Source organism: Methylobacillus methanolivorans, assembly GCF_054588515.1.
The window spans coordinates 1-20,085 of record NZ_BAAILT010000001.1 but is presented as its reverse complement, the minus strand read 5'-3'; the positions used below and the strand labels follow the sequence as shown (position 1 = coordinate 20,085).

General features: G+C 52.9%; 19 protein-coding genes and 1 tRNA gene. 10 read left to right on the top strand and 10 right to left on the bottom strand.

Going from position 1 to position 20,085, the window contains the following annotated elements; genetic code table 11:
- Positions 1–6 precede the first annotated feature (6 nt).
- The 4 genes from LG202_RS00100 (at position 7) to LG202_RS00085 (ending at position 2,862) form a co-directional block, all read left to right on the top strand.
- Positions 7–342 carry a P-II family nitrogen regulator gene (locus LG202_RS00100; RefSeq protein ID WP_230346409.1) on the top strand — a complete coding sequence of 112 codons (336 nt, stop codon included), beginning with the start codon at positions 7–9 and terminating at the stop codon, positions 340–342.
- A gap of 437 nt (positions 343–779) precedes the next feature.
- On the top strand, positions 780–1,190 hold the full coding sequence (locus LG202_RS00095) for a hypothetical protein (RefSeq protein WP_230346408.1): 411 nt from the start codon (positions 780–782) through the stop codon (positions 1,188–1,190).
- Positions 1,191–1,228: 38 nt separating this feature from the next.
- The gene (locus tag LG202_RS00090; protein ID WP_230346407.1) at positions 1,229–2,242 is read left to right on the top strand and encodes a quinone-dependent dihydroorotate dehydrogenase; all 1,014 of its coding nucleotides are present in this window, start codon (positions 1,229–1,231) and stop codon (positions 2,240–2,242) included.
- A 2-nt stretch (positions 2,243–2,244) separates the two neighbouring features.
- Positions 2,245–2,862 carry a glutathione S-transferase gene (locus LG202_RS00085; protein ID WP_230346616.1) on the top strand — a complete coding sequence of 206 codons (618 nt, stop codon included), beginning with the start codon at positions 2,245–2,247 and terminating at the stop codon, positions 2,860–2,862.
- Between the two features lie 56 nt (positions 2,863–2,918).
- Here the strand turns inward: LG202_RS00085 and clpA are convergent, their stop codons facing one another.
- The 7 genes from clpA to tgt form a co-directional block, all read right to left on the bottom strand.
- Positions 2,919–5,210 (bottom strand): ATP-dependent Clp protease ATP-binding subunit ClpA, encoded by a 2,292-nt coding sequence (gene clpA / locus LG202_RS00080; RefSeq protein ID WP_230346406.1) that lies wholly within the window; start codon positions 5,208–5,210, stop codon positions 2,919–2,921.
- 20 nt (positions 5,211–5,230) lie between these two features.
- On the bottom strand, positions 5,231–5,542 hold the full coding sequence (clpS, locus tag LG202_RS00075) for an ATP-dependent Clp protease adapter ClpS (RefSeq protein WP_230346405.1): 312 nt from the start codon (positions 5,540–5,542) through the stop codon (positions 5,231–5,233).
- A 108-nt stretch (positions 5,543–5,650) separates the two neighbouring features.
- A complete protein-coding gene (locus tag LG202_RS00070) occupies positions 5,651–6,916 on the bottom strand; it encodes an HlyC/CorC family transporter (RefSeq protein ID WP_459724046.1) in 1,266 nt (421 codons plus the stop codon).
- A gap of 46 nt (positions 6,917–6,962) precedes the next feature.
- On the bottom strand, positions 6,963–7,901 hold the full coding sequence (gene secF, locus LG202_RS00065; protein WP_230346403.1) for a protein translocase subunit SecF: 939 nt from the start codon (positions 7,899–7,901) through the stop codon (positions 6,963–6,965).
- Positions 7,902–7,937: 36 nt separating this feature from the next.
- Positions 7,938–9,767, bottom strand: a complete 1,830-nt coding sequence (secD, locus tag LG202_RS00060) for a protein translocase subunit SecD (RefSeq protein ID WP_230346402.1) — start codon at positions 9,765–9,767, stop codon at positions 7,938–7,940.
- A 65-nt stretch (positions 9,768–9,832) separates the two neighbouring features.
- A complete protein-coding gene (gene yajC / locus LG202_RS00055) occupies positions 9,833–10,153 on the bottom strand; it encodes a preprotein translocase subunit YajC (RefSeq protein WP_230346401.1) in 321 nt (106 codons plus the stop codon).
- Positions 10,154–10,242: 89 nt separating this feature from the next.
- The gene (gene tgt, locus LG202_RS00050) at positions 10,243–11,355 is read right to left on the bottom strand and encodes a tRNA guanosine(34) transglycosylase Tgt (RefSeq protein ID WP_230346400.1); all 1,113 of its coding nucleotides are present in this window, start codon (positions 11,353–11,355) and stop codon (positions 10,243–10,245) included.
- Positions 11,356–11,526: 171 nt separating this feature from the next.
- Here tgt and pssA point away from each other — a divergent pair, with 171 nt between their 5' ends.
- Positions 11,527–12,339, top strand: a complete 813-nt coding sequence (pssA, locus tag LG202_RS00045; RefSeq protein WP_230346399.1) for a CDP-diacylglycerol--serine O-phosphatidyltransferase — start codon at positions 11,527–11,529, stop codon at positions 12,337–12,339.
- Between the two features lie 16 nt (positions 12,340–12,355).
- Here the strand turns inward: pssA and LG202_RS00040 are convergent, their stop codons facing one another.
- Positions 12,356–13,756, bottom strand: a complete 1,401-nt coding sequence (locus tag LG202_RS00040; RefSeq protein WP_230346398.1) for a C13 family peptidase — start codon at positions 13,754–13,756, stop codon at positions 12,356–12,358.
- Between the two features lie 244 nt (positions 13,757–14,000).
- Here LG202_RS00040 and LG202_RS00035 point away from each other — a divergent pair, with 244 nt between their 5' ends.
- Positions 14,001–15,533 (top strand): 2-isopropylmalate synthase, encoded by a 1,533-nt coding sequence (locus LG202_RS00035; RefSeq protein WP_230346397.1) that lies wholly within the window; start codon positions 14,001–14,003, stop codon positions 15,531–15,533.
- Between the two features lie 65 nt (positions 15,534–15,598).
- A complete protein-coding gene (gene rnk / locus LG202_RS00030) occupies positions 15,599–16,015 on the top strand; it encodes a nucleoside diphosphate kinase regulator (protein ID WP_230346396.1) in 417 nt (138 codons plus the stop codon).
- Positions 16,016–16,082: 67 nt separating this feature from the next.
- Here the strand turns inward: rnk and LG202_RS00025 are convergent, their stop codons facing one another.
- Complete coding sequence (locus tag LG202_RS00025; protein ID WP_230346395.1) at positions 16,083–16,751, bottom strand: energy-coupling factor ABC transporter permease; 669 nt, start codon at positions 16,749–16,751, stop codon at positions 16,083–16,085.
- Positions 16,752–16,847: 96 nt separating this feature from the next.
- On the opposite strand from LG202_RS00025, the gene LG202_RS00020 reads away from it, so the two are divergent.
- Positions 16,848–17,510: a histidinol-phosphatase gene (locus LG202_RS00020; protein WP_230346394.1), complete on the top strand. Its 663-nt coding sequence runs from the start codon at positions 16,848–16,850 to the stop codon at positions 17,508–17,510.
- A gap of 15 nt (positions 17,511–17,525) precedes the next feature.
- Here LG202_RS00020 and LG202_RS00015 read toward each other — a convergent pair whose 3' ends face one another.
- Entirely contained in the window at positions 17,526–18,335 is an 810-nt protein-coding gene (locus tag LG202_RS00015; protein WP_230346393.1) for a cytochrome C assembly family protein, read from the bottom strand.
- A gap of 100 nt (positions 18,336–18,435) precedes the next feature.
- On the opposite strand from LG202_RS00015, the gene ffh reads away from it, so the two are divergent.
- Both ffh and LG202_RS00005 read left to right on the top strand, forming a co-directional pair.
- A complete protein-coding gene (gene ffh / locus LG202_RS00010; protein ID WP_230346392.1) occupies positions 18,436–19,788 on the top strand; it encodes a signal recognition particle protein in 1,353 nt (450 codons plus the stop codon).
- Between the two features lie 149 nt (positions 19,789–19,937).
- A tRNA-Lys gene (locus tag LG202_RS00005) sits at positions 19,938–20,013 on the top strand.
- Positions 20,014–20,085 lie beyond the last annotated feature (72 nt).

Here is a 20,085-nt window from a genome sequence, read left to right as displayed (position 1 = left end):
TGAGCAATGAAAGAGATTAAAGCAATTATCCCGCCGCAGCGCCTGCCTAAAATCCGCTCTGGGTTACGCAATATCAAGGGCTTTCCGGGAATGACGGTGAGCAAGGTAGAAGGGTGTGGCCATCATGTGGCACGCCCGACCTTGGGCATTCGTGAAGAGTTGACCGACTACAGTCCCAAAGTGCGTATTGAAATGGTTTGCCCCGATGAGTTGGTCGAGGGCATCCTGCAGGTGCTGGTCGAGGTTGGGCATACTGGCCATGTCGGTGATGGCATTGTCTGGGTGACGTCCGTGGAGCGCATGGTGAGGCTCTCGGAGCAAGTGTTGGTGCTCGACTGTTAGACACATAAGCGAGTGGTATTGCACAAAAGGCACCTGAGGGTGCCTTTTTTATTGCCTGTTATTTCCAGTAAGAATGAACAATCAATATAGGTATTGATATTTAATATACAGATCTGTATATTAAATTGCATGAGCAAATTACAAGTGTGTGTCATGCATAGGCACGGTCCGGGTGAAAGCTGCGGCGCAAAAGGCAGTGTGCTATTACTGCATTACTTGCAACAGCTAGTGATTGATTCAGGTGAAGATTCTACTGTGGAGCCGATTAACTGCCTGCTTTATTGCCAGAAAGGCCCAAATGTCAGGTGGTTGGAGAAAGGCAAGGTTTGGCACCAGGTTGATGAGCATCGTTGTGACGAGATTGTGCAGTGTTTGAAGAGTAATAGTTGAGTTTGTGTACAGATGTGTATATTGAAAATTAAAAAGAGGAGAAAGTCATGGAAGTGTTGTTAGTAGCTGCTGGTGGGATGATCGTTGCAGTATTAAGCATGGCGTGGCTGGGTACTTTTGCACGCTGGTTCGTTGTGCCGGGCGTTGATGGTGGCTTGGTGAAGGATTATGGGGTGCTGATCAAGGCGCATATTGATTTTGTTTTGATGTCGCTGTATTGCCTGGCCATTTATGCCGCAGCCAAGGCGGTAGGTGCGGAAATCCCAGTCTTGGCCTGTTGGTTGATTGCGATTGGTGGTTTCACAAATCCCGGCGTATTCGTGATTGCGGCATTCAAGCCTGATTTCTGGCAGGCATTGTGGGTCAAGATTTATACTGGCCTGAGCTTTATCATTACTACCGTAGGCTTTATCTGGGCAGCCCTTGTATTGATCTGTACGGCATTATCGGTTGCATAGGCCGTGAGCATGTGTGGGTTTTCCGGTAAAATCCACACATGCTTTATTCAATCGCCCAACCTTGGCTGTTCCGTCTGGATGCGGAACGCGCCCATGATTTCACCCTGAAAAACCTGAAACGCCTGGAGCGTTCAGGCTTGCTTAATCTTTACCCCCGGCCTGCCAAGTGCAAGCCACGTCACGTGATGGGAATCGACTTCCCAAATCCTGTTGGACTGGCCGCAGGACTGGATAAGAATGGTGCCTATATTGATGCACTGGCTGCTCTCGGATTTGGTTTTATCGAGATCGGCACCATTACGCCGCGCCCACAGCCGGGTAATCCCAAGCCGCGTATGTTCCGCCTGCCTGAAGTGCAGGGGGTGATCAACCGTTTTGGTTTCAACAATCTAGGTGTCGACGCCTTGTTGCGTAATGTCGCTGCGGCAAAATACAAGGGTGTGCTGGGTATCAATATTGGCAAGAACTTTGATACCCCCAACGAGCGGGCTGTGGATGATTACCTGCATTGTCTGCGCAAGGTCTATGCGCAAGCGCACTATGTCACTGTCAACATTTCCTCTCCCAATACCAAGAACCTGCGTGCCTTGCAGGAGAAGGAAGCCTTGGGCCAATTGCTGCATGCCTTGAAGCTTGAGCAGCAAGTGCTGGCTGACCAACATGGCAAATATGTGCCGATTGCGCTCAAGATAGCGCCAGACCTGGATGTCATGCAAATCGCCGATATTGCCAGCTTGTTGAGGGAGTATCGTTTTGATGGCGTGATTGCCACGAATACTACGCTAGCGCGCGATGCAATACAGGGTTTGCCGCATGCCGAGGAAGCTGGTGGCTTGTCTGGCGCACCAGTGCGTGATCGCTCTACTGCGGTCATCAAAGCCTTATCTACCCATCTGGCAGGAGAGCTTCCTATCATTGGGGTGGGGGGCATTCTGAGCGGCGATGATGCAGAGCAAAAGATGGCGGCAGGTGCGAGCTTGGTGCAGGTATACAGCGGTCTCGTTTATCGTGGCCCAGTGCTGGTGGATGAGGTTTGCCGCAAGCTGGGGTGATGGTGGTGTTGCCTGTACTCTATTCCTACCGGCGTTGTCCATATGCCATGCGTGCCCGCATGGCACTGCATTACGCTGGAATTTCTGTAGAAATTCGTGAAATAGTCCTCAAGGCCAAGCCTGCGCATATGTTGCAGGTGTCGCCCAAGGGCACTGTGCCTGTGTTGGTATTGCCGGATGGTTCAGTGATTGATGAAAGCCTGGACATTATGCGCTGGGCACTGCAACAGCATGATCCGGAAGATTGGCTTGATAGTCAGGCACATCAAGCTCAAGCAGAAATCTTGATTACGGAGAATGATGGCCCATTCAAGCGGGGGCTTGATCAATATAAATACGCGATACGTTTCCCTGAGCAGCCCCCCGAGATATATCGTGCGCAGGGCGAAGAGTTTCTGAAGCAACTAGAGGCGCGCTTGCATCAGCATATATATCTGCTATCTGATCAAGCAAACCTGGCTGATATCGCCATATTTCCTTTTGTGAGGCAATTCTCCATGGTGGATCAGGCCTGGTTTGAGGCTACGTCTTATCATAGGGTAAAGGCCTGGTTGCAGGCTTGGCTGGAGAGCGAGCGCTTTAGCGCCATTATGCAGAAATACCCAACTTATGTGGATTAGCAACTAATAAAAAACGCCGCATTTAGCGGCGTTTTTTATTGGTTGATATGGGTCGATTAACCCGCGACATCAGCTTCCAGCGCAGGTTTGTCTTTTGATATACCGGCGTTGCCAAAGTCCAGCTTGATATTGTCAGTATGGTCAATATCGACATGCACATGGCCACCATTGGCGAGTTTGCCGAAGAGCAGTTCATCAGCCAAGGCGCGGCGGATTGTGTCCTGAATCAGGCGTGACATTGGACGCGCACCCATCAATGGATCAAAGCCCTTCTTGCCTAGGTACGCCTTGAGGGCATCGCTGAAGGTTGCGTCGACTTTCTTTTCGTGTAGTTGATCTTCCAACTGCATGAGGAATTTGTCGACTACGCGCATGATGATATCTTCCGACAGCGGGGCAAACGAGACGATAGCATCCAGGCGGTTACGGAATTCTGGGCTGAACAGGCGTTTGATGTCGCCCATCTCGTCACCAGAGTTACTGCCCAGAGTGAAGCCGATACTGGTTTTGCTGATCGCTTCTGCACCTGCATTGGTGGTCATGATGATGGTGACGTTGCGGAAATCAGCCTTGCGACCATTGTTGTCGGTCAGCGTGCCGTGATCCATCACCTGCAACAGGATGTTGAAGATATCAGGATGTGCCTTCTCGATTTCATCCAGCAGCAACACGCAATAAGGCGTCTTGTTGATAGCTTCCGTGAGCAAACCACCCTGCTCGAAACCAACGTAGCCCGGAGGTGCGCCGATCAGGCGTGACACAGCATGGCGCTCCATGTATTCCGACATGTCGAAGCGGATCAGTTCCACACCCAGGGTGTAAGCGAGTTGCTTGGCTACTTCGGTTTTGCCAACCCCTGTAGGGCCGGAGAACAGGAAGGAGCCAATTGGCTTATTCAAGCTGCCCAGGCCGCTGCGTGCCATCTTGATTGCGGCAGATAAGGCTTCAATCGCTTTGTCCTGGCCAAACACAGTGGCCTTGAGGTCACGCTCCAGCGTTTTCAACGCATTGCGGTCATCGCTGGAGATGTTCTTGGGCGGAATGCGCGCTACCTTGGCGATAATGTCTTCAATCTCTTTATTGCCGATGACCTTCTTTTGCTTGGATTTCGGCAGGATGCGCTGCGCTGCACCCGCTTCGTCAATGACATCAATTGCCTTGTCAGGCAGGTGGCGGTCGTTGATGTAGCGCGCGGATAGCTCAGCAGCGGTATTCAGCGCTGATGCAGTGTACTTGACGCTATGGTGCTTCTCGAAGCGCGACTTGAGACCCTTGAGAATCTCTACGGTTTCCGAAACGCTGGGCTCAATCACGTCCACTTTCTGGAAGCGGCGGGATAGGGCATGGTCTTTCTCGAAAATGCCGCGGAATTCCTGATAAGTGGTCGCACCTATGCATTTGAGCGAGCCATTGGAGAGTGCCGGCTTCAACAAGTTGGAGGCGTCCAGCGTACCGCCGCTAGCAGCTCCGGCCCCTATCAAGGTATGGATCTCGTCGATGAACAAAATGGCATCAGGCTGGTCTGCCAGTTTTTTCATCACGGCCTTGAGGCGTTGCTCAAAGTCACCGCGGTATTTGGTACCAGCCAGTAAGGCTCCCATATCCAGGGAGTAAATCACTGCGTTTTCCAGTACTTCGGGTACATTACCTTCGACGATACGACGTGCCAGGCCTTCGGCAATAGCGGTTTTGCCCACACCAGCTTCACCTACCAGCAGGGGGTTGTTTTTGCGACGGCGGCACAAGGTCTGGATCACACGCTCCAGTTCCTGGGCGCGCCCGATCAGCGGGTCTATCTTGCCTGCCAATACTTGCTGGTTGAGGTTTTGTGTATAGCTTTCCAGTGCGCTTGATGGAGATGCCTCGGTTTCGGCTTCCTGTTCTGTTTCAGGGCGCTTGGCATTGCTGCCATCGGCGACCTTGGCCACGCCGTGGGAGATGTAGTTGACGACATCCAGGCGGGTGACACCTTGTTGGTGCAGGAAGAACACGGCATGCGAGTCCTTTTCGCCATAAATGGCGACTAGGACGTTGGCCCCGGTGACTTCTTTCTTGCCGGACGATTGCACATGCAGGATCGCACGCTGTATCACACGCTGGAAGCCCAAGGTCGGTTGCGTATCAACTTCCTCGTTGCCTTCGACGGTGGGGGTGTGCTCTTCAATATAGTTATTGAGCTCGCTGCGCAAGTTATCAAGATTGGCCCCGCATGAACGCAATACGTCCGCAGCAGTTGGGTTGTCTATCATGGCCAGCAACAGGTGTTCCACGGTGATAAGCTCGTGGCGCTTCTGCCGGGCATCCATGAATGCCATGTGTAGGGATACTTCAAGTTCTTGCGCAATCATTTAAGCTTCCTCAGCTTTCTTCAGGCTTCTTCCATGGTGCATTGCAGCGGGTGCTGGTGCTCACGGGCATAACTAATGACTTGGTTGACCTTGGTCTCGGCGATGCCGTGTGGATACACACCACATACGCCAGCGCCCTCGGTATGTACTTGGAGCATGATTTGCGTTGCTTGTTCACGGTTTTTCTGGAAAAAGCGTTGCATGACATCCACCACGAATTCCATGGGCGTGTAGTCATCATTCAGCAGAATGACTTTGTACATCGAGGGCGGCTTGATATTGGCCTTGCCCGTTTTCTCGACGATGTTGTCCTGATGTTTGATGCTAGCCATACGTTTGATCTATTTTGAGCCGAATGCAGAAATTTTCAAGTCTGAAATGAGTAGGGTTATTACTGATGCCATGTTTATGTATGCAAGATATTTGCCATACTGTATTGATTACGGATGAATTCTGACAGTTTTTACAGTGCGATCCTGGGTTTTAAGGATTTCCAGTTTGTAATCGCCAATTTTTAATCCGATACCAGGCTCGGGAATATCCTCGAAATGTTCCACAATCAGCCCATTCAAGGTGCGCGGGCCATCCAGTGGTAAGGTAATGCCTAATTTGTTGTTGATGTCGCGCAAACTATTGCTGGCATCAACCAGCCAACTGCCTTTTTCTTCCTGGCGATAGTTGAGTTGTTGCTGCGTGGATTCATGTGCGAAATCGCCAATGATGGCCTTGATGATGTCTTCGAGCGTAACCAGTCCCTTGAGTTCACCGTATTCGTCTACGACTAGTGCAATGCGCTGCTGGCATTGCTTGAACTCCTGCATCTGGGTATAGACCGGGGTGCCAGAGGGAATGAAGTAAGGGGCTTCCATATGCTGTGTCAGCAAGTGCTGGCTGAGGTTTTGTGTCCGCAAGGCATTCATGATGGCACGTATGCGCAGCATGCCGATGATTTCCTCGTTTGGCCCCTTGCGTAGGGGCAGGCGCGAATGCTGGCTTGCAGTGACTTGAGCCAATATGTCTTCCATTGGTGCTTCAATATCGATGATCTCCAGTTGCGTGTGCACAGTCATGATCTCATCAACAGTGGTTTGCTCTAGTTCCAACAGGTTGAGCAATACTTCGCGATGCTTCTGCGGAATCGGGCTGGTGGTTTCGCTGAAAATGCTGCGTAGTTCTTCAATGCTGGTGGTGTGGTTATTCTGGGTAAAGCTGACTTTCATGCCCAGCAGGCGTAACAGGCTGTTAGCACATAGATTGGCAAGCCAGATCAAGGGGTAGCCGATCTTGACCAAGGGTAACAAGACATAGCTGAACGAGAGAGCCAATGGCTCCGCATGGCGTGCAGCAATCACTTTTGGCGTGATTTCGCTGAACACCAGGATGGCAAAAGTGATGAGTACGGTAGAGACTGGCATCAGCAGCTCACCCAGATTGAACAGGCGAATGCTGATAAAGGCTGCGAGTGTCGCGGCTGCGGCATTGGCCAAGGTGTTGCCTAACAGGATGGCACCGAGAAACTGCTCACGCTCATTGAGGAGCCGGGTGGCGAATTCAGCGCTACGCAGACCTTCTTTAGCGAGGATGGTGAGCCGGTGCCGGTTGAGCATCAACAAGCTGGTTTCGGCCATGGAGAAAAAAGCTGAAGCGAATAGCAGCAGGGCAAGAATGCCCAGCTGCCATAATAAGGAACTGTCCAACGGTATCAATCGGTGAATGAGATACCACTAGTGTCGGCGCTTCGCGCCAACTTTGTCAAGGTAAGGCTTCTTCTGCCTCGGGTTTCTTCTCGCTACTACCGATCAGGTTTTCACGTGATACGCCCAAGTACATGGCGATCGGGCTGGCCACCAGGACGGAGGAGTAGATACCGAACAAGATGCCGATAGTCAGGGCCAGGGCGAAGTTGTGCAATACCTCGCCACCGAAGAACAGCATGGACAATACCATCAGCTCGGTAGAGAAGTGGGTGATGATAGTACGTGACATAGTGCGGGTGATCGCGTTATTGATCACGTCCGGCACGCTGGCCTTGCGCATTTTGCGGAAGTTTTCGCGCACCCGGTCAAACACCACTACGGATTCGTTCACTGAGTAACCTAGCACCGCAAGCACCGCTGCCAATACCGTGAGATTGAACTCCCACTGGAAGAAAGCAAAGAAACCGAGAATGATGATGACGTCGTGCATGTTGGCGATGACAGCAGCTACGGCAAAGCGCCATTCAAAACGCATGGCGAGATAAGCCATGATGCCTACACAAACGAACAGCATCGCCAGTGCGCCCTTGTCATAAAGCTCCTGGCCAACCTGCGGGCCGACAAACTCGACGCGGTGCAGCTTCACCTCGGCATTGTCGGTAGACAGGGCGGTCAGTACTTTTTCGGAAAGCTGCGCGGTGGACAAACCAGGCTTGACCGGCAGGCGGATCAGTACATCTTGGCTGGTGCCGAAGTTCTGCACGGTAGCATCCTTGAGGCCGATTTCATCGACGGCCTTACGGATGCTTTCGAGGTTTGCGGCTTGCGGATAGCTGACTTCCATCATTGTGCCGCCAGTGAAATCTACACCCAGGTGCAAGCCTCTGGTGGCCAGGAAGAATACCGACAACAGGAAGGTCAGGAGCGAAATAGTCGTCGTTAGACGGCCATAGCTCATGAACGGTATATCTTTTTTGATTCTGAAAAATTCCATGATATTTACTCTAGTGTATGACCTGTTGATCGACGGTTAACCTATGGACAGCTTGCTGATCTTGCGACGATAGCCATAGATCAGGTTGATCACTGCACGGGAAACCAGCACTGCCGAGAACATGGAGGTCAGGATGCCCAATACGTGAACAACGGCAAAGCCCTTCACTGGGCCGGTGCCGAACATGAACAGCGCCAAACCAGCGATCATGGTAGTGACGTTGGCATCAAGAATGGTGCCAAACGCACGGTCATAACCCGCATGGATAGAGGCTTGCGGCGTGTTGCCGTTACGCAGCTCCTCGCGTATGCGTTCATTGATCAGCACGTTGGCGTCAATCGCCATACCCAGGGTCAGTGCAACCGCTGCGATACCCGGCAATGTCAGGGTCGCTTGTAGCATGGAGAGCAGGGCAACCAGCAGCAGCAGGTTGATACTCAGTGCGAGCACGGAAACGCTGCCGAAGAGCATGTAATAGACGATCATGAAGGCGGAGATGGCAACAAAGCCCCACAAGGTAGAGTGCATGCCGCGCTCGATATTCGCTTCACCCATGCTTGGGCCCACGGTGCGCTCTTCAATGATTTCCATGGGGGCTGCCAATGCACCAGCACGCAGCAGCAGAGCGACGTCGGTGGCTTCTTGCGTATTGGCCATGCCAGAGATTTGTACGCGACCACCGCCGATTTCCTCGCGGATGACGGGAGCGGTAATGACTTCTGCCTGGCCTTTCTCAATCAGCAGGATAGCCATGCGCTTGCCGACGTTTTCACGGGTGGCTTGCTTGAAGATACGCGCGCCACGCCCGTCAAGAGTGACATGCACGACTGCGCCGCCACCTTGAGAATCCATGCCGGGGCCAGCATCGGTGATGTAGTCACCGGTCAGAATGACATTCTTTTTGACCAGCATGGGAATGCCGTTACGGTCAGTAAAGAACTCGGTCCCAAATGGTACTTGGCCCTTGGACGCATTTTCCAGGCTGATGGCATTGCTCTTGTCTTCATCCACCATGCGGATTTCCAGGGTGGCAGTACGGCCCAGGATTTCCTTGGCCTTGGCAGTGTCCTGCACACCAGGTAATTGCACGACAACGCGATCCAGGCCTTGTTGCTGGATCACAGGCTCGGCAACACCTAGTTCGTTGATTCGGTTGTGCAGGGTCTGGATATTCTGCTTGATGGCAAATTCCTGAATGCGTTTTTTCGCGGGTTCGCTCAATACTGCAGTCAGTACTTTATCTTCGCCGCGATCGGAGGTGCGGAAGGTGAGGTCCGGGTATTCTTTTTCCAGGGTACGTTGACCCTTGTTGAGTTCGGCCAAGTCCTTGAAGCGGATATTGACGGCTTGTCCATCACGGGAAACACCGAGGTAGTTGAGGCGGGCAGTACGCAGTGCACTGCGGAAGTCGCCGACATAGCGCTCTGCTGCCTGATCCAGTGCCGCCTTCATGTCAACCTGAAGCAGGAAGTGCACGCCACCGCGCAAATCCAGGCCCAGGTACATCGGGCGAGCCCCTATGCTACGCAGCCACTCAGGGGAGCGCGAAAGCAGGTTGAGTGCAATGACGTAGTCCTTGCCCAAGCGTGCTTGCAGTGCATCCTTGGCGTGTAGCTGGACATCAGTGCTAGGGAAGCGCACCTTGACGCCAGTGGCATCAAGGAACAGGGCTTCAAACGGAATATTTTCCTGCTTGAGGATGTTTTCCGTACTTTCCAGCAAGGCCGAATCCACCTTGGTATTGGCTTTGGCGGCAGTAATTTGCACAGCCGGAGATTCGCCAAACAGATTGGGGGCAGCGTAAAGCAGGCCCACCAGGACGACAGCCAGTACCATGAGGTACTTCCATAAAGGGTAGCGGTTCATGAAGCAGCTCGCATTTCAGTGTTTCAGTGATGTTAAAGATCGTGATTCAAGTCAGGGTAAGCAGGTTACAGTGCCTTGATCGTGCCCTTGGGCAGCAAAGTTTGCACAGTGTGCTTTTGCACGGTAATGACAGTTTCTGGTGCAATTTCCAGGCTGACATATCCTTCGCCTACCTTGGTAATACGGCCAACAATACCGGAGCTGGTGGTGACTTCGTCACCCTTTTGCAGGGCTTCGATTAGTTTGCGTTGCTCCTTGGCTTGCTTCATTTGCGGGCGGATCAGCATGAACCAGAAGAGCACGAAAATGACGATCAAGGGCAGGAAGCTAGTCCAGTCTGGAGTGGCCTGAGCTGCATCAGCAGCGTACGCAGAGGCAATTAACACGGGTAAACCTTTCTTCTATCTAAGGGTGAAATACTTGAAGCGCAAAATATTAGCCGAAAATTGTAACATAATGTGACACTTGCACTGGATTATGCAGCTTGCTGCAGTGTTTGCCTATCTTGCCGGAACTGGGTGACAAATGCAGCGAATCGTCCCTGCTCAATCGCCTCGCGCATGCCGGCCATCAGTTCCTGGTAATAGTGCAGGTTGTGGATGGTGTTGAGGCGGGCGCCGAGGATCTCACCGGTGCGATGCAGGTGGTGCAGGTAGGCGCGACTGAAGTTGCGGCAGGTGTAGCAGCTACAGTCTGCATCCAGCGGGCGGGTATCCTTGCGATGGCGCGCATTTTTTAGCTTGATGTCGCCGTAGCGCGTAAACAGCCAGCCATTGCGGGCGTTACGCGTTGGCATCACGCAGTCGAACATATCCACGCCATGCGATACCGCAGCCACCAGATCTTCCGGCGTGCCTACACCCATGAGGTAGCGCGGCTTGTCTTGTGGCATCTTGGGGGCGGTATGGTCGAGAATGCGCAGCATGTCTTCTTTCGGCTCCCCCACGGAAAGCCCACCAATCGCGTAGCCATCAAAACCAATATCGGTGAGCCCGGCCAGCGATTCATCGCGTAGGTCTTCGTACATGCCGCCCTGGATAATGCCGAATAACGCATTGGGGTTGCCCTGGTGCGCGGCCTTGCTGCGAGCGGCCCAGCGCAAGCTGAGGCGCATGGAGTCGCGAGCCTCAATATGCGTGGCAGGGTAGGGGGTGCATTCGTCGAAGATCATGACGATGTCCGAGTTCAGCACTTTTTGGATGCGCATCGACTCTTCTGGCGTCAGGAAACAGCTATCACCATTAATTGGTGAGCGGAAACGCACGCCTTCTTCGGTGATCTTGCGTAGGTCGCCCAGGCTCCAGACCTGGAAGCCGCCGGAGTCGGTGAGGATGGGACCATCCCAGCCCATGAATTGATGCAGGCCGCCGAATTCGCCAATCACTTCCAGCCCTGGGCGTAACCATAAGTGGAAGGTGTTGCCGAGCAAGATATGAGCGCCGGTTTCCCTGACTTCTACAGGGGACAGTGATTTGACTGAGCCATAAGTGCCTACCGGCATGAAGGCCGGTGTTTGTACATCACCGTGGGCGAGGCTGACGGTGCCACGGCGTGCGGCACCGTCTTGCTTGATAAGGGTAAATTCCATGATGCTTAACCAAAATACAAGTCGCGATACTATCATGGACTGAGGGGTGGCATGGGATGAAAGCGTGATCGTGGTTGTTAGGCATGGAGTGCAACCTGCGCGCTTTGTTATACTGTGCGGACTTTGCTGGCAGATATCCTGCCAGCTCTATATATCGAGGACACTCTAGGAATGGCTGATCTTCCCAACCGCCCGCGCCGCCGTGGTTCGTTCATGGAATCAGGCTTGCGTGAGCGCAGTATTTACTTGTTGCCCAATCTGTTCACCAGTGCGGCCTTGTTCGCGGGTTTTTACGCCATCGTGCAGGCAATGAATGGCAATTTTGAGCATTCTGCCGTGGCGATTTTTATTGCCATGGTGCTTGATGGTCTGGATGGTCGCGTGGCACGCATGACCAATACGCAGAGTGCTTTTGGCGCTGAATACGATAGCTTGTCTGACATGGTCTCGTTTGGCGTCGCTCCCGCCTTGGTAATGTATGTCTGGGCGCTCAAGCCGCTAGGCAAACTGGGTTGGATCGCAGCCTTCATTTATTGTGCCGGGGCAGCCTTGCGCCTGGCGCGCTTCAATACCAAGCTCGATGAGAGCGATAAGCGTTACTTCCAGGGCCTGCCTAGCCCCGCAGCTGCGGCGTTGCTGGCTGGCCTGGTGTGGGTGTCGTATGAAAATCAAGTGAGCGGCACCGAGGTGTTTTTCGATGCGGTGAAGATGCAGTGGGTGGCATGGGCCATCACGCTGTTTGCCGGGCTGTCCATGGTGAGTGACCTGCGCTATTACAGTGGCAAGGATATCAATCTGCGTCGCAGTGTGCCTTTTGTTGTCATTTTGCTGATCGTGCTGGCTTTTGTGCTGATTTCATACAGCCCGCCCGAGGTACTGTTTGCCGTATTCCTCGTGTATGGGGTTTCTGGCTATGTGATGTGGTTATGGAGCAAGCGCACATCCAAGATCGCATCCGTCGACCATTCGCCGCCTTCCACATAATCTCAGGATTGCCTGTTTAATACCCGTGTTGCAAGGCTTGCAGCACGGGTTTTATTTTGTCTCCGATATAGATTTGCGGGTTGGAATAGCCATCTGTTTTTCCGGCTTGCTGCTCGCGTTCGCGGATGATGGGCAATGCATGCTGGAAAGCTTCTTCGAAAGAGCCGGTGTCGCGTAATGCTTCGTTGAATACGGCGCGACCAAAGAATGTCAGCTCAGAGCCGCTGCCGCAGCCAAAGGATGTGTGTGTTGCATCGGCTGCCGTCATGATCAGGGTGTTGTCATTCTGCAATGGTGCGATCCAGCTACCGGAATAACAGGCAGAAACGACGATGATGCGGTGCTTGATGCCAGCTTTGTCCAGCCAGAGGTTCAGGGCCTGCGGAGTCAGTGCATCCATTTCCAGCGGCCACAAGGATGCGCTGAGTTCGCCATTCTGTGCGCCATGCGAGGTGAGGTAAACCAGCAGTACATCCTCTTCGGGGTTCATGAGGTCGGCGACGCGGTTGATGGCTCGCTCCAGGTTTTCCAGGCTGGCCCAGGGCAGGCTTTCCAAGGTGGCAGGATGGTTGACGAGTTCCTGCATATGCCCGCTCGCATCGAAGCGCTCTTCGAGCACAGCATTGACCATGCTACTCTCACGCAAGAACACTTCATCATCGCCATAAGGGGCATAGCTGATGCTGAATAGATCAACCACGCCAGGACGTTGTGGCTTGATGGCAGCCCGTTGCTTGTTGGCGAGTTGTAGCTGTGTTTCAAGATTCTCTTGCGTCAGTTGCAGGATGTTTTCTGCCACGGTACTTTCTTCCTCATAGGGCTGCCAATACATCGGTGGCTGGGAAAGATGGACGATGACAGGCGCACCAAAGGAAAACAGGCCAGCCAGCAGGATCAGCTTGACTGGTACTTGCGTGCTGCGCGTGAGCAGCAGCCAGAACGCCAGGGCTGCCCAGCTAGTCATGGCGATGTATAGTGCCCAATGCCAGCTGCTGCTTTCCAGGCCTAGTGGCTGGATCACCCCCATGTAAAGAACGGTGCTGAGCACATCCAGCACCAACGCCTGGGTGGTGCCGATGGCAAATAATGCGGCAGCCTGTGTCTTGAGGCCTCGTTCACGCGCATGGTCGCTGAGATACCAACACAGCCAGAGCATAAGTAGTGTGATCATCCAGCCCCAGAGCAATGCCTTGGGGAAGAATTCCGCCGGGCCGGGTACGACCAGTCGCCCCATGAGAATACTGGCGGCAGTGGTGATGAGTAACAGCCACAATAGTTGTACCGGCGTAATGCGTAGGTTGCGGACATGAATGCGGTGGAAAAATGCGCTGTGAAATCCAAGCCGGAAAAAGGTACGCAATGGAGTGGTCGGTTGAGACATGCTGGCCTGTGACTGATTGGGGGAGATGTTTGTCATCCTGCCTCAAATTTGCCTGCGCGCCAAGGCGTTGGCTTGCCTTGCGTGGAGAAAAGAATTATATTCAATCACCTATGCAAACCTTCAGGCAAAATCCAGATTTTCCTGTTGCTTGGGCCTTCCTGGCCCTGGCAAGCCTAATGCTGCGCGGCCCGCGCTAGTATTTCCTCCTACCCAGCTTAGCCATACCTATTGAGACGCTGAACTCTCATTTAACTCCCCAAACCTTGATGGAATCCAGGCCATGACACAGAACCAGCTCATCATTTTTGATACCACCTTGCGCGACGGCGAGCAAAGCCCAGGCGCGGCCATGACCAAGGAAGAGAAGCTGCGCATTGCCCGTCAACTGGAGAAGTTGGGCGTCAATGTCATCGAGGCCGGGTTTGCGGCGGCGAGCCCAGGAGACTTCGATGCCATTCGCGCTATTGCCGAGGCGATTACCGAATCTACCGTCTGTTCGCTCGCGCGTGCCAACGAAAATGATATTCGCCGTGCAGGTGAGGCTATCCAGCCTGCCAAGAAACGCCGCATCCATACCTTTATCGCAACCAGCCCCATTCACATGCAGAACAAGCTGCGTATGACGCCAGAGCAAGTGTTGGAGCGTGCCGTGCAAGCGGTGAAGTGGGCGCTGGAATATACCGATGACGTTGAGTTCTCAGCCGAGGATGCCGTGCGTTCCGACATGGATTTCCTGGTGCAGGTGTTCGATGCCGTGGTCGCGGCTGGCGCCAAGACCATCAATGTGCCGGATACCGTAGGTTATTCCGTACCGCAACAATGGGGTGAGCGCATGGCACAACTCATTGCCCGCGTGAAGGATGCTGACAAAGTAGTATGGTCTACCCATTGCCATAACGACCTCGGCATGGCCGTGGCCAACTCACTTTCTGCGGTATTGGCTGGTGCGCGGCAGGTGGAGTGCACTATTAACGGCCTGGGCGAGCGCGCGGGTAATGCCAGCCTGGAAGAGGTCGTAATGGCCGTGAAGACACGTCGTGACGTGTTCCAGCTTGATACCACAATCGATACTACGCAGATTGTCACTGCATCCAAGCTGGTATCCACCATCACTGGCTACCCTGTGCAACCCAATAAAGCGATTGTAGGCGCAAATGCTTTTGCTCATGAGTCCGGCATCCATCAGGATGGCGTACTCAAGCATCGCGAGACCTACGAGATTATGCGTGCCGAAGATGTAGGCTGGGGCGCTAACAAGCTGACGCTGGGTAAACTCTCCGGGCGTAATGCTTTCCGTACCCGCCTGACCGAGCTGGGTATTACCCTGGAAAGTGATGATGCACTTAACGCAGCATTTGCGCGCTTTAAGGAGTTGGCAGACAAGAAGTCCGAGATATTCGACGAGGATATTCAGGCACTTGTCAGCGATAACGTGGTCAATGAGGAAAGCTTCAAGCTGAGTTATCTGCATGTCGCATCGCAGACTGGGGAAACTCCGCATGCTGAAGTGACTGTGGCAGAAAATGGTATTGAGCGTCGAGCTGATGCAGTGGGCGGTGGCCCCGTGGATGCTGCCTTCAAGGCGATTGAGAAGATCGTCAATAGTGGTGCCGAGTTGCTGCTTTATTCCGTCAACAATATTACTAGCGGTACTGATGCACAGGGTGAGGTGACGGTGCGCTTGTCGAAGGGGGGGCGCATTGTCAACGGCCAGGGTGCTGATACCGATATCGTGATCGCCTCGGCCAAAGCCTATCTCAATGGCCTTAACAAGCTGCATGCCAATGCTGAGCGGGCGCACCCGCAGGTATAGCAAGCAGAACAATGCGGTATTAACTCAATAATTGATGTCATCAAGGTAAAAGTAAAGGAATCCTCATGTTGCAAGGTGCAATCCAGGTCACAAGTTTTGATATGGACCGGCTGTTTTCCATGATTGAGCAATTGCGCAAGAACGGTTTTCCAGAGGTGGGTAACCTGGCCCGCCTTGAGGATGAACTAGCGCGTAGTGAGGAGGTCGCCTCCGAGCAGGTCGGCGCAGATGTAGTGACCATGAATTCGCGCGTGTTGCTACGTGACGAGGCGAATGGGCATGAAATGCATTGCACGCTGGTGTTTCCTGTCGATGCAGATGCTTCGGCAAACCGTATTTCAGTAGTCGCCCCGCTAGGGACGGCTATTCTGGGGTACCGTGTTGGGGATGTGATTGATTGGCCAATGCCAGGTGGTGTACGTCAATACAAGATTCTGGAGATTGATTACCAGCCAGAAGCCGCGGGCGATTTTCATTTGTAAAAGTGGAATAAGATGTGAAAAAGGCGCCTTGGAGGCGCCTTTTTTATTGCTGGTGTATCAGTGATGATTAGTGCTTGGTCTTCAGGTAACGCTTGTCACTGAACGTGGCAAGCCAGTGAGGTCGAAACGCAGTCATCAAGGTGACGGCCATACCGGTGAGAAACGCTTCGGACCAGGCAATCAGGATGAAGTAAGGCAGATAATTGCTGAATAAGTAGTTTGCTGGATAAACCTGCATGGCACTTAAAGCCAAGACTGCGACCAAGCCAGACAGGCTAATGGTGAGGCCTGCGCAAGCAAAGCCGCAGGCAAAGATGTAAATGACCAAGTGGTTGGGGAGCTTGCTGTCGATCAACCTAAACAAGTTGTAGCTAAAGGCTACCGGGATAGCCGCCATGATCAGAAAATTGAGCCCCAAGGATTGCCAACCTGCCATGCCGAAAGTGGTGACACTAGCGAGAATCAGGGCCAGTGCTATCAGTGCCAGTTGCCAGCGGAACATCAGACATAAAGCTGTGGCGCCAAGGAGATGAATGTTGAGGCCTGGGCGTATGCCCGCCTTGACGCTCCAGATCAGCATCAACACCACGATAGAGCCCAGGAAAACGTGTTGTAACGGGGAGGTGCTTAAATGCTTCCAGGGTGCCGTGATGAAGGCATAAGCGAGCAGCGCCAGCGCCAACGCGTGGGCGATCCACTGCCATGCTGTCGGTACCAGGTAATCAGGTAAGTTCATGACCCACTGAGGCTGGTGGTATTGGCTGGTTTAAGGTCGCGTACTTAAGTGTCATAAGCTAAACTCTAGCAATTTTGCCGTAGATGGAGAAACATTTTGCAACTCGCATTGTTTGATCTCGATAACACGCTGTTGGCTGGTGATAGCGATTTTCAGTGGGGCCAGTTCCTCATCAGCAAAGGATTGCTCAACGAACAAGAGCATCTTGCCAAAAATCTGGCTTTCTACGAGGACTACAAAGCCGGTCGGCTGGATATTTATGCTTTCCTGGATTTCCAGCTTAAGCCCTTGAGCGAGCATCCGCGTAGTGAGCTGGATGCCTTGCATCGCGAATACATGCAAGAGAAAATCCAGCCCATGATCACCGAAAAGGCGCGTGCGCTGGTGGAGAAACATCGCCAGAACGGTGACTTGTTAATGATTATTACCGCGACTAATAGCTTTGTGACAGGCCCGATTGCAAAGACGTTTGGCATCGACAACCTGATTGGCACTACGCCTGAAGAGGTGAATGGAGAGTTCACCGGCAAGGTGGTTGGCACGCCCAGTTTCCAGGCTGGCAAGATCACTAGACTCAAGGAGTGGTTGGCTGCCCGCGGACAATCGTTGAGTGATTTTGACACTACCTGGTTCTATAGTGATTCCCACAATGACTTACCGCTTATGGAGTTGGTGGACAATCCCGTGGCTGTAGATCCTGATGCCACATTGAAAGCGCACGCTGAACAGGCTGGCTGGCCTATTATCAGCCTACGTTGAGCCGATAAGGGCGTGTTAGCGGTGCAGCAGGATTTCGAGTACAAACTTGCTGCCCGCATATGCCAGCAACAATAATACAAACCCGCTTAGTGTCCAGCGCACGGCTGTCTTGCCGCGCCAGCCGTAGCGATAGCGCCCAAACAGCAGCCCACCGAAGATCAGCCATGAGAGCATGGTGAACACATTTTTGTGGTTGAACTGGAACGGTTGGTCAAACAACAGTTCAGAGAACATCATGCCGCTGATCAAGGTTAACGTCAGCAGGATAAATCCCAGCGTAATGATGCGGAACAGCAGGTTCTCCATGGTCATGAGCGGCGGGAAATCAGGCAGTTTGAGCCAGCTTGATTTCTGGTGCAGCTTGCGCTCGGCGGCTGTCATCAGCAAGGCATGCAGTGCGGCAAAAGTGAGCAAGCTATAAGCCAGCATTGCAATGACCAAGTGGGCTACAAACAAGGGCTGGTCAGCATAAGGAATCACATGTGACTCAGGCTGCCATGCCTGTAACAGCACGAAGAACGCAGCTGGAGGTAGTACAAAAGCTTGCAGGCTATGTAAGTGGTGCTTGAGGTTGGTGACCCAGTAAATCAATACCGTGAGCCATAGAATGGTTGAGAGGGCGTTGGTCAGGCTAAGATTCAGGCCCTGTGAAAATAGGGTGCAATATAGCGAGAGCGCATGCAACACCAACCCAACGGCAATCAAGCCGGAAGGCCAAAGTGGGCTGGAGGGTGCCGATGTGCCATTGTTTTTGCTCTGGCGCCAGTAATTGGTAGCCACCAAGAGGTAAATCAATGCGGTAATAAAAGGCAGAAACGCAATCATACGGGATGAGTTGGGTTAGAATTCATATATTCACAACACTATAACATGCAGCCGCACTCCACATACGCTAATCCATGTGCGGTAGCTATCGGTAGCCATCATGCTTGAAAACCTCAGTAGCAGATTACAACAAGTCGTCAAAACCCTGCGTGGGCATGCACGACTTTCCGAAGACAACATTACCGATGCCATGCGCGAAGTTCGCATGGCCTTACTTGAGGCCGATGTTGCCTTGCCAGTGGTCAAGGATTTCGTCAACCAAGTCAAGGAGCGCGCCGTAGGCCGTGAAGTGCTGCAAAGCCTCTCGCCAGGCCAGGCTGTCATCCAGGTGGTGCACGAAGAGCTTACCCGCCTCATGGGTGAGCAGAATGTTGGCCTCAACCTGGCAACCAATCCTCCCGCGATTGTATTGATGGCTGGCTTGCAGGGGTCTGGTAAAACCACTACCTCAGCCAAGCTGGCGCGCTTGCTGAAAAGCGAGAAAAAGAAAGTACTGCTGGCCAGTGCCGACGTTTACCGACCAGCCGCGATCGAGCAGTTGAAAACCCTGGCCAAGAGCCTGGAAGTAGACTGTTTTGATTCCAATGCCACGCAAAAGCCCGCCGACATTGCTGCGCAAGCACTAGATTTCGCCAAACGCCATTTTTATGATGTGCTGATCTTCGATACAGCGGGACGCCTGGGTATTGATGAAGCCATGATGGCCGAGATCAAGCAGTTACATGAATTGCTTAACCCAATTGAAACCCTGTTCGTGGTCGATGCCATGCAGGGCCAGGATGCAGTCAATACTGCACGCGCTTTTGGTGAAACCCTGCCGTTGACAGGTGTGGTGCTCACCAAGCTTGACGGTGATGCACGCGGTGGTGCGGCATTGTCCGTACGTCACGTGACAGGCAAACCGATCAAGTACATCGGTGTCAGCGAAAAAGTGGATGGTATTGAATTGTTCCACCCCGAACGCATGGCCTCTCGTGTGCTGGGCATGGGCGATGTGCTTTCGTTGATTGAGCAGGCGCAGAAGAATGTCGACCTGGAAGAAGCCAAGAAACTGGCAGACAAGGTCAAGTCGGGCAAGAATTTCGATCTTGAGGATTTTAAGGCGCAAATGCTGCAAATGCGCAAAATGGGTGGCATGGGCTCCTTGATGGACAAAATGCCTGCGCAGATTTCCGGCATGATGGGCCAGGTCAATAGTGAGGCTGGCGATAAAGCTTTACGTCGCATCGAAGGCATCATCAATGCCATGACGCCACTAGAGCGCCGCAAGCCCGAGATCATCAAGGCGACACGCAAGCGCCGTATTGCCGCTGGCTCTGGGGTACAGGTGCAGGAAGTTAATCGCTTGCTCAACCAGTTCGAGGAAGTGCAGAAGATGATGAAAATGTTCTCCAAGGGGGGTATGAGCAAAATCATGCGGAGCATGCAGGGCCGTTTTCCAGGCATGAGGTAACCAGCAGGAAATGCTTTTTCGTCCATGGGCTTGCATACACCGATCCCTTTCTTTAGGCCTGAAACTAAGAGAATTTACAATCCAGCATTGACGTCAGCAGCACTTTTCTTCATAATTGCGCGCTTTCCGAGATGAGAGTCTCATCTCACGGGCCGTTAGCTCAGTTGGTAGAGCAGCGGACTTTTAATCCGTTTGTCGCAGGTTCGAGTCCCGCACGGCCCACCAAAAGAATCAAAGGGTTAGCTAAAAAGCTAACCCTTTTTCATTTCAAAAGTGTCAACCTGCTGACGACCTAGC

What these genes read in the sequence shown, in the direction of transcription:
- LG202_RS00100 (WP_230346409.1), top strand. Translation starts at nt 7, where the DNA reads ATGAAAGAGATTAAAGCAATTATCCCGCCGCAGCGCCTGCCTAAAATC.
- LG202_RS00095 (WP_230346408.1), top strand. Translation starts at nt 780, where the DNA reads ATGGAAGTGTTGTTAGTAGCTGCTGGTGGGATGATCGTTGCAGTATTA.
- LG202_RS00090 (WP_230346407.1), top strand. Translation starts at nt 1,229, where the DNA reads ATGCTTTATTCAATCGCCCAACCTTGGCTGTTCCGTCTGGATGCGGAA.
- clpA (WP_230346406.1), bottom strand. Translation starts at nt 5,210, where the DNA reads ATGATTGCGCAAGAACTTGAAGTATCCCTACACATGGCATTCATGGAT.
- clpS (WP_230346405.1), bottom strand. Translation starts at nt 5,542, where the DNA reads ATGGCTAGCATCAAACATCAGGACAACATCGTCGAGAAAACGGGCAAG.
- secF (WP_230346403.1), bottom strand. Translation starts at nt 7,901, where the DNA reads ATGGAATTTTTCAGAATCAAAAAAGATATACCGTTCATGAGCTATGGC.
- secD (WP_230346402.1), bottom strand. Translation starts at nt 9,767, where the DNA reads ATGAACCGCTACCCTTTATGGAAGTACCTCATGGTACTGGCTGTCGTC.
- tgt (WP_230346400.1), bottom strand. Translation starts at nt 11,355, where the DNA reads ATGGAATTTACCCTTATCAAGCAAGACGGTGCCGCACGCCGTGGCACC.
- pssA (WP_230346399.1), top strand. Translation starts at nt 11,527, where the DNA reads ATGGCTGATCTTCCCAACCGCCCGCGCCGCCGTGGTTCGTTCATGGAA.
- LG202_RS00040 (WP_230346398.1), bottom strand. Translation starts at nt 13,756, where the DNA reads ATGACAAACATCTCCCCCAATCAGTCACAGGCCAGCATGTCTCAACCG.
- LG202_RS00035 (WP_230346397.1), top strand. Translation starts at nt 14,001, where the DNA reads ATGACACAGAACCAGCTCATCATTTTTGATACCACCTTGCGCGACGGC.
- rnk (WP_230346396.1), top strand. Translation starts at nt 15,599, where the DNA reads ATGTTGCAAGGTGCAATCCAGGTCACAAGTTTTGATATGGACCGGCTG.
- LG202_RS00025 (WP_230346395.1), bottom strand. Translation starts at nt 16,751, where the DNA reads ATGAACTTACCTGATTACCTGGTACCGACAGCATGGCAGTGGATCGCC.
- LG202_RS00015 (WP_230346393.1), bottom strand. Translation starts at nt 18,335, where the DNA reads ATGATTGCGTTTCTGCCTTTTATTACCGCATTGATTTACCTCTTGGTG.
- ffh (WP_230346392.1), top strand. Translation starts at nt 18,436, where the DNA reads ATGCTTGAAAACCTCAGTAGCAGATTACAACAAGTCGTCAAAACCCTG.